At 69.7% G+C, this 13,339-nt stretch carries 13 protein-coding genes; 3 read left to right on the top strand and 10 right to left on the bottom strand.

The annotated features are described in order from the left end of the window. Nucleotides 1-18 precede the first annotated feature (18 nt). Nucleotides 19-2,616, bottom strand: coding sequence for an ATP-dependent chaperone ClpB (clpB, locus tag ACOKM3_RS22605; protein WP_426906871.1), 2,598 nt, complete (start codon nt 2,614-2,616; stop codon nt 19-21). A gap of 137 nt (nt 2,617-2,753) precedes the next feature. Here clpB and ACOKM3_RS22600 point away from each other — a divergent pair, with 137 nt between their 5' ends. Continuing rightward, nucleotides 2,754-3,173, top strand: a complete 420-nt coding sequence (locus ACOKM3_RS22600; protein ID WP_426902863.1) for a pyridoxamine 5'-phosphate oxidase family protein — start codon at nt 2,754-2,756, stop codon at nt 3,171-3,173. A gap of 131 nt (nt 3,174-3,304) precedes the next feature. Here the strand turns inward: ACOKM3_RS22600 and ACOKM3_RS22595 are convergent, their stop codons facing one another. Both ACOKM3_RS22595 and ACOKM3_RS22590 read right to left on the bottom strand, forming a co-directional pair. Beyond that, the gene (locus ACOKM3_RS22595) at nt 3,305-3,649 is read right to left on the bottom strand and encodes a Rieske (2Fe-2S) protein (RefSeq protein ID WP_266711699.1); all 345 of its coding nucleotides are present in this window, start codon (nt 3,647-3,649) and stop codon (nt 3,305-3,307) included. Further along, nucleotides 3,646-3,849 carry a hypothetical protein gene (locus ACOKM3_RS22590; RefSeq protein ID WP_426902862.1) on the bottom strand — a complete coding sequence of 68 codons (204 nt, stop codon included), beginning with the start codon at nt 3,847-3,849 and terminating at the stop codon, nt 3,646-3,648. Before ACOKM3_RS22590 ends, ACOKM3_RS22595 begins: the two co-directional genes overlap by 4 nt. A gap of 131 nt (nt 3,850-3,980) precedes the next feature. Between ACOKM3_RS22590 and ACOKM3_RS22585 the strand changes: the two genes are divergently transcribed. Further along, nucleotides 3,981-4,991 carry a helix-turn-helix transcriptional regulator gene (locus tag ACOKM3_RS22585; protein ID WP_426902861.1) on the top strand — a complete coding sequence of 337 codons (1,011 nt, stop codon included), beginning with the start codon at nt 3,981-3,983 and terminating at the stop codon, nt 4,989-4,991. Nucleotides 4,992-5,038: 47 nt separating this feature from the next. After that, nucleotides 5,039-5,965 (top strand): helix-turn-helix transcriptional regulator, encoded by a 927-nt coding sequence (locus tag ACOKM3_RS22580; protein ID WP_426906870.1) that lies wholly within the window; start codon nt 5,039-5,041, stop codon nt 5,963-5,965. Nucleotides 5,966-5,981: 16 nt separating this feature from the next. Here the strand turns inward: ACOKM3_RS22580 and ACOKM3_RS22575 are convergent, their stop codons facing one another. The 7 genes from ACOKM3_RS22575 to ACOKM3_RS22545 all read right to left on the bottom strand — a co-directional run bounded on the left by ACOKM3_RS22575 (nt 5,982) and on the right by ACOKM3_RS22545 (nt 13,337). After that, nucleotides 5,982-7,106: a sugar ABC transporter substrate-binding protein gene (locus ACOKM3_RS22575; protein WP_426902860.1), complete on the bottom strand. Its 1,125-nt coding sequence runs from the start codon at nt 7,104-7,106 to the stop codon at nt 5,982-5,984. Nucleotides 7,107-7,330: 224 nt separating this feature from the next. Beyond that, a complete protein-coding gene (locus ACOKM3_RS22570) occupies nt 7,331-7,849 on the bottom strand; it encodes a GNAT family N-acetyltransferase (protein WP_426902859.1) in 519 nt (172 codons plus the stop codon). 71 nt (nt 7,850-7,920) lie between these two features. Beyond that, nucleotides 7,921-8,382, bottom strand: a complete 462-nt coding sequence (locus ACOKM3_RS22565) for a heat shock protein transcriptional repressor HspR (protein WP_426902858.1) — start codon at nt 8,380-8,382, stop codon at nt 7,921-7,923. A gap of 5 nt (nt 8,383-8,387) precedes the next feature. Beyond that, entirely contained in the window at nt 8,388-9,575 is a 1,188-nt protein-coding gene (gene dnaJ / locus ACOKM3_RS22560) for a molecular chaperone DnaJ (protein ID WP_426902857.1), read from the bottom strand. Nucleotides 9,576-9,623: 48 nt separating this feature from the next. After that, nucleotides 9,624-10,298 carry a nucleotide exchange factor GrpE gene (gene grpE / locus ACOKM3_RS22555; RefSeq protein WP_426902856.1) on the bottom strand — a complete coding sequence of 225 codons (675 nt, stop codon included), beginning with the start codon at nt 10,296-10,298 and terminating at the stop codon, nt 9,624-9,626. Further along, complete coding sequence (gene dnaK, locus ACOKM3_RS22550) at nt 10,295-12,148, bottom strand: molecular chaperone DnaK (protein WP_426902855.1); 1,854 nt, start codon at nt 12,146-12,148, stop codon at nt 10,295-10,297. The genes grpE and dnaK overlap by 4 nt, the downstream gene beginning before the upstream one ends. Before the next feature lie 181 nt (nt 12,149-12,329). Then, nucleotides 12,330-13,337, bottom strand: coding sequence for a glycosyltransferase family 4 protein (locus tag ACOKM3_RS22545; RefSeq protein ID WP_426902854.1), 1,008 nt, complete (start codon nt 13,335-13,337; stop codon nt 12,330-12,332). Between the last annotated feature and the right edge of the window lie 2 nt (nt 13,338-13,339).

Genomic DNA, 13,339 nt, shown 5'->3' with positions numbered 1-13,339 from the left:
CGTTTCGCGGCGGGCGGACTACAGCGTCTTCCCCGTCGCAGGACCCACGATCAACCCGTCGCCGAACGCGTCGACGCGGACCGTGTCGCCGTCCTTGACCTCGCCGGAGAGGATCTCCTTGGCGAGGCGGTCGCCGATGGCGGTTTGGATCAGGCGGCGCAGGGGGCGGGCGCCGTAGGCCGGGTCGTTGCCCTCGTCGGCGAGCCAGGCCAGGGCCTCGTCGGAGACGTCGAGGGTGAGGCGGCGGTCGGCGAGGCGCTTCGCGAGGCGGTTCAGCTGGAGGTGGGCGATGCGGGAGAGCTCGTCCTTGTCCAGGGCCGAGAAGACCACCAGGTCGTCGAGGCGGTTGAGGAATTCGGGCTTGAAGGAGGAGCGGACGACCTCCAGGACTTGTTGCTTCTTTTCCTCCGCCGAGGTGAGGGGTTCGACCAGGTACTGGCTGCCCAGGTTCGACGTCAGGACGAGGATCGTGTTGCGGAAGTCGACCGTGTGGCCCTGGCCGTCGGTGAGGCGGCCGTCGTCGAGGACCTGGAGGAGGATGTCGAAGACCTCGGGGTGGGCCTTTTCGACCTCATCGAGGAGGACCACGGAGTACGGGCGGCGGCGGACCGACTCGGTGAGCTGGCCGCCCTCCTCGTAGCCGACGTAGCCGGGCGGCGCGCCGACCAGGCGGGCGACGCTGTGCTTCTCCCCGTACTCCGACATGTCGATGCGGATCATGGCCCGCTCGTCGTCGAAGAGGAAGTCGGCGAGGGCCTTGGCGAGTTCCGTCTTGCCGACGCCCGTCGGGCCGAGGAAGAGGAAGGAGCCGGTGGGGCGGTCGGGGTCGGCGATGCCGGCGCGGGTGCGGCGGACCGCGTCGGAGACCGCGCGGACCGCTTCGGTCTGGCCGATGAGGCGCTTGCCGAGCTCGTCCTCCATGCGCAGGAGCTTCTGCGTCTCGCCCTCCATGAGGCGGCCTGCCGGGATACCGGTCCAGGAGGCGACGACGTCGGCGATGTCGTCGGGGCCGACCTCCTCCTTGACCATGGTGTCGCGCGAGACCTCTTCCTCGGCCTCGGAGGCTTCCTCCAGGTCGCGTTCGAGGGTGGGGATCTCGCCGTAGAGGAGCTTGGATGCCGTGTCGAAGTCGCCGTCGCGCTGCGCCCGTTCGGCCTGGCCGCGCAGTTCGTCGAGCTTCTCCTTCAGTTCACCGACGCGGTTGAGGGACTGCTTCTCCTTCTCCCAGCGTGCGGTGAGGCCGCGCAGCTCCTCCTCCTTGTCGGCGAGGTCGCGGCGGAGCTTGTCCAGGCGGTCGCGGGAGGCCGGGTCGGTCTCCTTGGCGAGGGCCATCTCCTCCATCTTCAACCGGTCGACGGCGCGCTGGAGTTCGTCGATCTCCAGGGGTGAGGAGTCGATCTCCATGCGGAGCCGGGAGGCCGCCTCGTCGACGAGGTCGATGGCCTTGTCGGGGAGGAAGCGGGAGGTGATGTAGCGGTCGGAGAGCGTGGCGGCGGCGACCAGGGCGCTGTCGTTGATCTGGACCTTGTGGTGGGCCTCGTAGCGGCCCTTGAGGCCACGGAGGATCGCGATGGAGTCCTCGACGGAGGGCTCGGCGACGAGGACCTGCTGGAAGCGGCGCTCCAAGGCGGGGTCCTTCTCGATGCGCTCGCGGTACTCGTCGAGCGTGGTCGCGCCGACCATGCGGAGTTCGCCGCGGGCGAGCATCGGCTTGAGCATGTTGCCCGCATCCATGGCGGAGTCGCCGCCGGCGCCCGCGCCGACGACGGTGTGCAGCTCGTCGATGAACGTGATGATCTGGCCGTCGCTCTCCTTGATCTCGGAGAGGACGGTCTTGAGGCGCTCCTCGAACTCGCCGCGGTACTTGGCGCCCGCGACCATCGCGCCGAGGTCGAGCGAGACGAGCCGCTTGTCCTTGAGGGACTCCGGTACGTCGCCCTTGATGATGCGCTGGGCGAGGCCTTCGACGACGGCGGTCTTGCCGACGCCGGGTTCGCCGATGAGCACCGGGTTGTTCTTGGTGCGGCGGGACAGGACCTGGACGACGCGGCGGATCTCCTGGTCGCGGCCGATGACCGGGTCGAGCTTGCCCTCGCGGGCCGCCGCCGTGAAGTCCGTACCGAACTTCTCCAGCGCCTTGTAGGACCCTTCGGGGTCGGGTGTGGTCACCCGGCGCCCTCCCCTGCTCTTGGTGAATGCGTCGACCAGCTTCTTGGCACTGGCCCCGTTCTGCGTGAGTACGTCGGCGGCGGCGCCGCCCTTGGCCGCGATGCCGATGAGCAGGTGTTCCGTGGAGAGGTACTCGTCGCCGAGGTCCTTGGCGCGCTCGGACGCGTCGGCGATGACGGCGAGCAGGTCGCGGTTGGGCTGCGGCGGCGCGACGGTGGATCCCGTGACGCTGGGCAGCGCGGCCAGTGCCCGCTCGGCGCCCGCCCGTACCTGCGCCTGATCGGCGTCGACCGCGGCGAGGAGGTCGGTGATGTTCTCGTTGTCCTGGCCCTCCAGCAGAGCCAGGAGCAAGTGCGCCGGGGTCAGATCCGGGTGGCCCCCGGACACGGCCCGGCTGCTTGCCGCGTTGATCGCGTCGCGGCTCCGGTTCGTCAGCTCGGCGTCCACGTGCCTGTTCTCCTCCATGTACGGCTGGGTGATCCCTGCGGGAAACTCTGACTCGTCCAACGTGTACAAAGTTGAGTCTATTCCACTCAAGGGCGTCCGGGGAAAGGGCCCGTGCCCTCTGGGATAGGTTCCCGTTCATGGCCAAGCGCATCGACCTCGACGCCCCCGGATCCGCCTTCCTCGACTTCTGGCGCGAGCGGCACCTGTGCACCCTGACGACGCTGCGCGCGAACGGCACGCCGCATGTGGTCCCGGTCGGGGTGACGTACGACGCCGAGGCGCGGGTCGCCCGCATCATCACGGGCAAGTCCACCAGGAAGGCCGCCCACGTCGTCGAGGGGTCGGGGTTCGCCGCTGTGTGCCAGGTCGACGGCCGCTGGTGGGCGACGCTGGAGGGGCGGGCGACGGTGCACACGGACCCGGAGCGCGTCGCGGACGCCGAGCGCCGCTACGCCGAGCGCTACTCGCGCGCGCCCCGGCCGAACCCGGACCGGGTGGTCATAGAGATAGCGGTCGGCCGGGCCACGGCGAACCTCCCCGCCCCCGAAACCGCGTAGCACCCGAACCCGCCGGCCCCCGGCCCCGTACGCCCCCGTACACAACTACAGCGGCGCCACCGTGTCAGGTTCACGGTGACGCCGCTGCAGGGGGGAAGCACCTGCGCGATTACAACGACGGGGGCATCGCGTCAGGCACTGCGGGGGGTGGCTGTGGAGCGTGGGTGGGACTGCGAGGGCTCGGGTCCTGCCTCGCCGACCAGTTCATGGTCCCGCTGGTCGAGGTTGACGAAGATCATTCCGTATCGGACGACCGTACGTACCGGCTGTGGGGCTCCGCGCGGTCGGCGCAGACACCGGTAGGCCCTGATGTCGTCGCCCTCGCGGACCACGATGATGGGCTCTCCGAAGAGGGTGACCATGAGGGAGTCACCGTCGCTCGGAATCGCGGTCACGAGGTCGATGGTGTGCCAACCGGAGCGGTAGGCGATCGCCATCTCCCGGCGTAACGACCGGTCGTCGGGCGGGGTGATCATGCGCCTGCGTCCGTGGGCGCGGAGTCCCAGATCGCGTCGGCGGGAAGTGCCTGGACGGTCGTGGGCGCCACGTTCCAGATCGCGTCCGCCTGGGCCGCGGGTGCGGTGTTCCAGATGGCGTCCATCGGCCCGATCGCGCCGAGGACCAGCCCGGCGGAGAAAGCGCCGGCAACAACGGCGCGAAGTATTCCCTTACGCATAGCGGGTCTCGTCCTCACTTTCATGGATTCTCTCCCCCGGCTCTCCACGACGATGGCTCATTCGGCCACGCAAACACCACAGGGTCGATGCATCATGTTCCTGCACGTTCAGGACCCTGGGGGGTGGAGCTATGCCCAATACCAGCTCAAATCAGGCACATCCACACGCCATGACCGAGCTGTGCGACGCCGGGAGGCACTTGTACGCGACAGCCCTGCGCTCAGGACGCATCGCACGCAGCGAAATCTCCTCGGCTCCCTGCCTGCTGGACTTCGCTCTCCTGCATCCCGATCCTGATGACTCCGCCTGGCTCCGGCCGGTTCCGCCGACAGCGGCGCTCTCGCAACGGCTGCATCCCCTCGAACGCGAGATACAGGAAAGAAGGGCTCTCGCGATCGAACTCACCGATGCCTTCGAGCCATTCCTGGCCATCAGCGCCCAGCGGCAACCGACCACCCACTCCATCACGGTGCTCGAGGGCAAGGAGCGGATCAACGCCGCCATCGAACTGGCCCTCGCGGAGTGCAAGACCGAGATGCTCACCGTCCAGCCCGGAGGGGGCCGGGACGAGCACACGCTCACCAAGGCCCTGCAGATGGGCAGGGAGATCACCGATCGCGGCATCACGATGCGCACGCTCTACCAGCACACGGCGCGGCACAGTCACGGCACCCTCGCCTACGCGGAAGCCCTGGCCCAGGGGAACGTCGACATACGCACGCTTGAGGAGCTCATCGAGCGGCTGATCATCTTCGACCGCTCGGTCGCGTTCATTCCCGCACGCGAAGACCGGCAGGCCGCCCTGGAGCTGCGCCACCCGGGTCTGGTCGAATACCTGGCCAATGTCTTCGAGCAGCTCTGGCAGCGCGCGGTCCCGCTGCTCGACGAAACCCCCTACGGGCCACCGACCGACGGCATCACGGGCGTCCAGCGCTCCATAGCCAAACTCCTCGTCGAAGGCCACGTCGACGAGGCGATAGCCCGCCGGCTGGGTATGAACGTACGCACCTGCCGCGCCCACATAGCCAAACTCGCGGCCGCCCTCGGCAGCGGCAGCCGGGCCCAACTCGGCTTTCTCATCGCGCAGTCCGGAATGCTCGACACAGACACCCCCGCACCGAGCAGAGGGAGCGAGTCGTGACCCTCAGGGCTCATTCGCACGACGTCGGCGAGGTGTGCGAGGCAGGCATGCGGCTCTACACCCGCGCCCTGCGCGAAGGCCGCGTACCGCGCGCGGACTCCGAGCCGGTCCCCTGCCTCGAAGCGCACGCACTGCTCCGCCCGGACACCGGGGACCCCGGGTGGCTGCGACCGGTTCCCCCCGCGATCGCGCTGCCCCGGCTGCTGCGGGCCGTCGAGGAGAACATCGCCCTGCGCCGCAGCCAGGAGGCGAAGCTCGCCGAGACCTTCGCCCCGCTGATGGCCCTGGACGCCGAGCGGGCGGCCGTCCCGGACGCCCCCATGATCACCGTCCTGCTCGGCTTCCAGCGCATCAACGACGCGATCGGCGAGGCCATGTCCACCTCGTCGACCGAGCTGCTCACCATCCAGCCGGGCGGCCACCGCCCGGCCCCCCTGCTCGCCTCGGCGCTGCCCAAGGAGCAGCAACTGCTGGCCCGTGGCTGTCGGATGCGCACGCTCTACCAGCACACGTCACGCCACTCGCAGGCCGTGCTCGCCCACTTCGAGCAGCTGGCCGGTGACGTCCAGGTCCGCACCCTCGACGAGGTGACCGAGCGCCTCATCATGCTGGACCGCACCGTCGCCTTCATCCCCGCGAACCAGGACCGCACGGTGGCCCTGGAGCTCCGGCACCCGGCGCTGATCGCCTACCTGGCGACCACGTTCGAGCGGCTGTGGCGGCTGGCCACGCCGATGTTCCCGCAGGCGGCGGTCGAGGAGCCGGCCTCGGACGGCGTCACGACGCGCCAGCGCACCATCGCGACGCTCCTCATCGAGGGCCACACGGACGCGGTGATCGCGGAGCGGCTCGGCATGAACGTCCGTACGGTCCGCGTGCACATCGCGAAGCTGGCGGCGACGCTGGGCAGCGACAGCAGGGCCCAACTGGGCTATCTGATCGGCCAGTCGGGCATCCTGGAGGACACGGACTAGCGACCCCGCCCGACGGCTACTTCAACCCGGCCTCCGCGCACGCCTGTGCGTACTTCGCCGTGCAGATCTGCGACACCTTGAAGATCTTGTCCTTGACGACGGTGCTCTTGATGTTGTCCTTGGTGAGCGCGACGACGCTGACGCTCGCCGTCCTGATCTGCTTGGTGGTCGGGCTGTCGGTGCGGTCCATCGCCAGCGCCTCGAACTCGATGTCGCGCCCCTGCGAGATCCGCACGGCCATCTCGGCGGCGGTCTGCGCCTCGTCCGGGTACGGCTTGTAGACGCTCATGTACTGCTCGCCGTCCAGGATCCGCTGCACGGCGGCGAGTTCGGCGTCCTGCCCGGTGATCGGCGGCATCTCGCGGACGCCGACCTCCTTCAGGGCCGCGATCACGCCGCCGGCCATCCCGTCGTTGGCGACGTACACGCCCGCGATGTTGTCCACGCCGAGCGCGTCGACGGCCTGCTCCATGTTGGCCTTGGCGTTGGACGGCTTCCAGCCCTCGGTGTCGTACGACTTCGCGACGGTGACGGCGTTGCCGAGCTCCACGCGGGCGGCGGACTTGAACTGCGCGGCGTTGGGGTCGCTGGGCGAGCCGTTGATCATCACGACCTTGTCGCGCTTGGTGGCCTTGGTCCCGCCGAGTGCGGTGATCAGCGCCTTGCCCTGGGTCTGCCCGACGAGCTCGTTGTCGAAGCCGACGTAGGCGTCCACGGGCCCCTCCGCGAGCCGGTCGTACGCGATGACGTGGACGCCCGCGTCCTTCGCCTTGCGCACGGCCGGGGCGATGTCCTTGGCGTCCACGGCGTCGACGACGATCGTGTCGACCTTCGCGGCGATCATCTCCTGCAACTGCTTGCGCTGGAGCGCCGCGTCCTGCTTGGCATTGGCGTAGACCAGTTCCCCCTTGCCGGACGTCAGCTTCGCCACCTGACGCTCGAATATCGGGTGATCGAACTTCTCGTAGCGGGCGGTCTCCTTCTCCGGAAGCAGCAGACCGATCTTGACATCGTTGCCCTTGGTGGCGGACGCGCTGGGTCCGCTGTCGCCACCCGGCAGCACGCCACCGCAGGCCGAGAGCGAGACGACCAGGACGGATGCGGCGCCGGCCATGGCGGCGCAACGCATACGCGTGTTCATGTGCGGATACCTCCCTGACGTGGCCGCGACGGTGCGGCCGAGGTGGCTCGAAGCCAACTCGCCCGCCCGGGGACCGTCAATAGGTGAAGCCACACCGCAACGAAAACGGGGCCATTACTTCTTCACATGAAGCCGAAGACGGCGAATACCGGACACCTTCGCAAGGTGTCCGCGCTTGCCGCACAGGAATTTCACAGGTGCCGGTGTCCGGCTCCGGGTTCCGGTCAGCCCTGGTACTCGCTGAGGTCGATGGCGTACAGCCGGGCGCCGTCGGCGTCGCCCGTGACGTCCATCCCGAGCTTCGCCAGGACCTTCGCCGACGATGTGTCGCCCTCCGCGGTGACCGCCACGACCCGGTCGATGCCACGGTCCTGAAGCGCGAACTCCAGGGTCGTCTGCGCCGCCTCCGACGCGTACCCCTGGCCCCAGAACTGCCGCGCGAGCCGCCACTGGATGCCGATGTGCCCCGCCACCTGCTCGGGGGCGTCCGGCACGTACAGGCCGACGGCGCCGGCCAGCTCGCCGGAGCCGAGGAGTTCCACGGCGAAGACCCCGAAGCCCTCGTCGTCCCACTCCTCCTCCCAGCGCTCGATGTCCTCGGCGGTCTCGTCGAGGGAGCGCGGGGTGCCGTCGCCGATCCGGCTCATCACGGCCGGGTCGGCCTGGATCTCGGCGAGCGGCGCGAGGTCGTCGTCCGGCTGCCAGCGGCGCAGGAGGAGGCGGGGGGTGCGGATCTCGGTCATGACTCCATCCTGCGGCATACGAAAGGGCCCCGGGGACAACGCCCCCGGGGCCCTTCACGCGTGAGTGCGGGCTACTGCTCGGACGACCGCTTGGGCCGCCACACCACCAGCGCGCTCGTCTGCTGGACCTCCTGGTACGGGACCAGGTCCCGGCGGTACGAGGCGTGCACCGCCGCCTCGCGCTGCTGGATCGCGGAGGCCGCGCTCTCCACTGCCGAGGAGAGTTCGGCGACCCGGGACTGCAGCGCGGCGACCTGGTTCTCCAGCTCGATGATGCGCTTGATGCCGGCCAGGTTGATGCCCTCGGCCTGCGACAACTGCTGCACCGTACGCAGCAGTTCGATGTCGCGCGCCGAGTAGCGCCGGCCGCGCCCGGCCGTGCGGTCGGGCGAGACCAGGCCGAGGCGGTCGTACTGGCGCAGGGTCTGTGGATGCAGGCCGGACAGCTGTGCCGCCACCGAAATGACGTACACCGGCGTCTCGTCGGTCAGTTCGTACGGGTTGTGGCGCCGACGGCCGGGCTGCCCGTCCATCACATTCACGCTCCCTTCGCGGCCTTGAACAGTTCTGCCCGCACATCGGTGTCCTCAGTCGCCTTGCGGTACGACTCGAGGGCGTCGCGGGCGTCCTCCGAAAGGTCCTTGGGGACGGCCACCTCGACCGTCACCAGCAGGTCTCCGCGCGTGCCGTCCTTGCGGACGGCGCCCTTGCCGCGGGCCCGCATCGTCCGCCCGTTCGGCGTGCCCGGGGGCAGCTTCAGGGTGACCGGCGGGCCGCCGAGCGTGGGCACCTTGACCTCGGCGCCGAGCGTCGCCTCGGTGAACGTCACCGGGACGGTGACGGTGAGGTTGTCGCCCTTGCGGCCGAAGACCGGGTGCGCGTCGACGTGCACGACGACGTACAGATCGCCCGCGGGGCCGCCCCGTTCACCGGGAGCGCCCTTGCCGCGGAGCCGGATGCGCTGGCCGTCCGAGACCCCCGCGGGGATCCTGACCTGCATGGTGCGGGAGGACTTCGCCCGCCCACTGCCCTTGCAGGCATCGCACGGCGTCTCGGCGATCAGGCCGCGGCCCTTGCAGTCCACGCACGGGTCGGTGAGGGAGAAGCCGCCACCGCCGCCCCGCGAGACCTGTCCGGTGCCGACGCAGGTCGGGCACACGCGCGGTGTGCCGTTCGCGTCGCCGGTGCCGGAGCACGCCTTGCAGGGAGCCTGGGACGACATACGGAGGGGTACCGTCGCGCCGTCCACGGCCTCGGTGAAGCTCAGCGTCACCTCGGACTCGATGTCCTGGCCCCGGCGCGGCTGCGTACGCGTGCCCGCGCCCGCGCCGCCCCGGTTGAACAGGCCGCCGAACACGTCGCCGATGCCGCCGCCGAAGCCGCCCGGACCGCCCTGGCCCTGGGCGCCGCCTCCGAAGAGGTCGCCCAGGTCGAAGTTGAACGAGCCGCCCGCGCCCGCGCCGCCGGGTCCCGGACGGAACCCGCCGCTGCCGAACAGGGCGCGCGCCTCGTCGTACTCCTTGCGCTTCTTGGGGTCACCGAGGATGTCGTTCGCCTCGGAGATCTCCTTGAAGCGCTCCTCCGCCTTGTCGTTGCCCTTGTTGGCGTCGGGGTGGTTCTCGCGGGCGAGCTTGCGGTACGCCTTCTTGATCTCGGCGTCGGTGGCGTCCTTCGGGACGCCGAGGACCTTGTAGTAGTCCTTCTCGATGAAGTCCTTGGTGCTCATCGGCCTCGACGTCCCTCCTCACTCACATCAATCAGTACGTGTACGACGTCAGCCCTCTTCCGGGCCACCGTTGTCCTTCTCGTCGCCCTTGGCGTCGGCCGACTCGGCAGCGTCCTCGGACTTGCCCTGCGTACCCGGCTGCGGCTCGGCCACGGCCACCCGCGCGGGGCGGATGGTGCGCTCGCCGATCCGGTAACCCGGCTGCAGGATCGCCACGCAGGTCGTCTCCGTGACGTCCGGCGCGTAGGAGTGCATCAGGGCCTCGTGCACGGTCGGGTCGAAGGGCTCGCCCTCCTTGCCGAACTGCTGAAGGCCCATCTTCGCGGCGACCGTCTCCAGGGATTCGGCCACCGACTTGAAGCCGCCGACGAGCTCGCCGTGCTCACGGGCACGGCCGATGTCGTCGAGAACGGGAAGCAGCTCGGTCAGGAGGTTCGCGACGGCGATCTCCTTGACCGTGACGCGGTCCCGCTCCACACGGCGCCGGTAGTTCTGGTACTCGGCCTGCAGGCGCTGGAGGTCCGCGGTGCGCTCGTTGAGCGCGGTGCGCACCTGGTCCAGCTGTGCGGTCAGGGCAACGTCCGATGCGGAAGCTGAGTCCCCGGCCGGGGCCGCCCCCTCCGTGTCGGAGGGAGCGGCCTGCGGCTCGGCGTCGTCGGGGGTGGCGCCGGAGGGGACGTCAGGCTTCTCGTTCTCCTCGAAGCCCGGGGTCTCCTCCGTCACGCGGCACCGTCCTTGCGGTCCTTGTCCTCGTCGACGATCTCGGCGTCCACGACGTCGTCGTCGGCCTTGGCGTCACCCTGCGGGGCGTCCGCACCGGGGGCCTCGGCGCCCGCGGCCTGGGCGTCGGCGTACATGGCCTGGCCCAGCTTCTGCGAGACGGCGGCGACCTTCTCCGTGGCGGTGCGGATCTCGGCCGAGTCCTCGCCCTTGAGCTTTTCCTTCAGCTCGGTGACGGCTTCCTCGACCTCGGTCTTGACCTCGGCGGGAACCTTCTCCTCGTTGTCCTTGAGGAACTTCTCCGTCTGGTAGACGAGCTGCTCGCCCTGGTTGCGGGACTCGGCGGCCTCGCGGCGGGCGTGGTCCTCGTCCGCGTACTTCTCGGCCTCTTCGCGCATCCGGTTGACCTCGTCCTTCGGCAGCGAGGAGCCACCGGTGACGGTCATCTTCTGCTCCTTGCCCGTGCCGAGGTCCTTGGCCGTGACGTGCATGATGCCGTTGGCGTCGATGTCGAACGCGACCTCGACCTGCGGGACACCACGCGGGGCCGGCGGCAGACCGGTCAGCTCGAACATTCCGAGCTTCTTGTTGTACGCCGCGATCTCGCGCTCGCCCTGGTAGACCTGGATCTGCACCGACGGCTGGTTGTCCTCGGCCGTCGTGAAGATCTCCGAACGCTTCGTCGGGATCGTCGTGTTGCGCTCGATCAGCTTGGTCATGATGCCGCCCTTGGTCTCAATGCCGAGGGACAGCGGGGTGACGTCGAGGAGCAGGACGTCCTTGACCTCACCCTTGAGGACACCGGCCTGGAGGGCGGCGCCGATGGCGACGACCTCGTCCGGGTTGACGCCCTTGTTGGCCTCGTTGCCCGCGGTCAGTTCCTTGACCAGCTCGGCGACGGCCGGCATACGGGTCGAACCACCGACGAGAACGACGTGGTCGATCTCGGACAGGTTGATGCCCGCGTCCTTGATGACGTTGTGGAACGGCGTCTTGCAGCGCTCCAGAAGGTCCGACGTGAGCTGCTGGAACTGGGCGCGCGTGAGCTTCTCGTCCAGGTGCAGCGGGCCCTCGGCGGAGGCCGTGATGTACGGCAGGTTGATCGTGGTCTCCGTGGAGGAGGACAGCTCGATCTTCGCCTTCTCGGCGGCCTCGCGCAGGCGCTGGAGCGCCATCTTGTCCTTGCCCAGGTCCACGCCGTGGCCGTTGTTGAACTGCTTGACCAGGTAGTCGACGACGCGCTGGTCCCAGTCGTCACCGCCGAGCTGGTTGTCGCCGTTCGTGGCCTTCACCTCGACGACGCCGTCGCCGATCTCCAGGAGCGAGACGTCGAAGGTGCCGCCACCGAGGTCGAAGACCAGGATGGTCTGGTCGTCCTTGTCCAGGCCGTAGGCCAGGGCCGCGGACGTCGGCTCGTTGACGATGCGCAGGACGTTCATGCCCGCGATCTCGCCGGCTTCCTTCGTCGCCTGACGCTCGGAGTCGTTGAAGTAGGCCGGGACGGTGATGACCGCGTCCGTGACCTTCTCGCCGAGGTAGGACTCCGCGTCGCGCTTCAGCTTCTGCAGGATGAACGCGGAGATCTGCTGCGGGTTGAAGTCCTTCCCGTCCAGGTCGATCTTCCAGTCGGTGCCCATGTGGCGCTTCACCGAGCGGATGGTCCGGTCCACGTTCGTGACCGCCTGGCGCTTCGCAACCTCGCCGACCAGCACTTCGCCGTTCTTCGCGAAAGCGACGACGGACGGCGTGGTCCTGGCGCCCTCGGCGTTCGCGATGACGGTGGGCTCACCGCCCTCCAGAACGCTTACGACGGAGTTAGTCGTGCCCAGGTCGATGCCGACCGCACGTGCCATTTCGATTCCTCCAGCTACCTACTTGAGTGGAACTGGCTCAAGACTGCAACACCCTCCCCCTCGGCGTCAACAGACCTGAGTCCCACCCACTCAAGTTTTATCCTGCCCTTATCGGCAGACCGCTGGAGACACAGCTCTGACCTGGGCTTTTGTGAAGTGTCATGTGCTCGTACGGAGGTGATTACGCTACGAGCGAGGCGTAGAGGCACTCGGTGCGCTCGGTCCAGGCGCCTTCCCCGTACCGCTTCGCGTACACGGCGCGGCAGTGCTCCCGCAGCGTCGGGAAGATCTTGGCGGCCACGTCGAGCGCGCCGGGAAGGTGCGCGTCCGGGGTGGTGACCGTACCCGTGCCCTCGGACCGTACGGCACGCGGCACCGCCGACGCCCCGGCCCCCTCGAAGGCCAGCACCGGCAGCCCCGCCGCGAGCGCCTCCGCGTACACGAGCGGCACCGCCCCACGCGCCCGCCCCGGCAGCACGATCCCCCGATATCCCGGAAGCGCCCGCCTCAGCTCCCCCCGCCCCACGGCCCCGCACATCCGCACCGACGCGGGCGCCGCCGCCCGGCACCGCCCCTCCAGCGGCCCGGCCCCGACCACGTCCAGGCGCTCACCCGCGGGCCAGCGGCGCAGCAGTTCGAGCACGCCCCGCCCTGGCGCGAGCGGCCCGACGCACACCCAGGCGTCACCGGCCCCGCCTGCACCGCCGCCCCCGTCGACCCCGCCCGCCCCGACCTCCGGTTCCGCGACCGTGGGTACGAAGTCGGGCACCACGTCGAGGCGTTCGCGGGGCAGCCCGGCGCGCGCGCACGCGTCCCGACTGGCCTCGGAGAGGACCACGAGTCGGTCGGCCCGTCGCAGCAGCGGGTCCTGCCGCAGCCCGCCGCGCGCCGCCCACGGGAACGTCAGCGCGGCGAACCGGGAGCCGCGGTGGGGCCCGTGCCGCAGGGTGGCGACCACCGGGCCCGTCCACTCGGTGATCCAGGCGCGGCCGAAGGCGGGGTACAGGTTGTGGACGTGCACGACGTCCGGACCGAACGCCCGCAGCGTGGCGAGGGGGTCGCGGCCACGGCCGTTCGCCGCGACGAGACGCACCTCGTGTCCTGCGCGGGTGAGCGCGGCGACCTGGTCGAGGACGGCCTCGTCCTCGCCGCCCGGGGCGCCGAAACCGTGGACGACGGCGATCCTCATGG

The organism is Streptomyces nidicola, from assembly GCF_050106155.1.
Lineage (GTDB): Bacteria > Actinomycetota > Actinomycetes > Streptomycetales > Streptomycetaceae > Streptomyces.
Note: the sequence above shows the minus strand (reverse complement) of the source record. Positions and strands in the feature narration are given on the sequence as shown.

What these genes read in the sequence shown, in the direction of transcription:
- ACOKM3_RS22600 (WP_426902863.1), top strand. Translation starts at nt 2,754, where the DNA reads ATGGCCAAGCGCATCGACCTCGACGCCCCCGGATCCGCCTTCCTCGAC.
- ACOKM3_RS22595 (WP_266711699.1), bottom strand. Translation starts at nt 3,649, where the DNA reads ATGATCACCCCGCCCGACGACCGGTCGTTACGCCGGGAGATGGCGATC.
- ACOKM3_RS22590 (WP_426902862.1), bottom strand. Translation starts at nt 3,849, where the DNA reads ATGCGTAAGGGAATACTTCGCGCCGTTGTTGCCGGCGCTTTCTCCGCC.
- ACOKM3_RS22585 (WP_426902861.1), top strand. Translation starts at nt 3,981, where the DNA reads ATGCCCAATACCAGCTCAAATCAGGCACATCCACACGCCATGACCGAG.
- ACOKM3_RS22580 (WP_426906870.1), top strand. Translation starts at nt 5,039, where the DNA reads ATGCGGCTCTACACCCGCGCCCTGCGCGAAGGCCGCGTACCGCGCGCG.
- ACOKM3_RS22575 (WP_426902860.1), bottom strand. Translation starts at nt 7,106, where the DNA reads ATGAACACGCGTATGCGTTGCGCCGCCATGGCCGGCGCCGCATCCGTC.
- ACOKM3_RS22570 (WP_426902859.1), bottom strand. Translation starts at nt 7,849, where the DNA reads ATGACCGAGATCCGCACCCCCCGCCTCCTCCTGCGCCGCTGGCAGCCG.
- ACOKM3_RS22565 (WP_426902858.1), bottom strand. Translation starts at nt 8,382, where the DNA reads ATGGACGGGCAGCCCGGCCGTCGGCGCCACAACCCGTACGAACTGACC.
- dnaJ (WP_426902857.1), bottom strand. Translation starts at nt 9,575, where the DNA reads ATGAGCACCAAGGACTTCATCGAGAAGGACTACTACAAGGTCCTCGGC.
- dnaK (WP_426902855.1), bottom strand. Translation starts at nt 12,148, where the DNA reads ATGGCACGTGCGGTCGGCATCGACCTGGGCACGACTAACTCCGTCGTA.
- ACOKM3_RS22545 (WP_426902854.1), bottom strand. Translation starts at nt 13,337, where the DNA reads ATGAGGATCGCCGTCGTCCACGGTTTCGGCGCCCCGGGCGGCGAGGAC.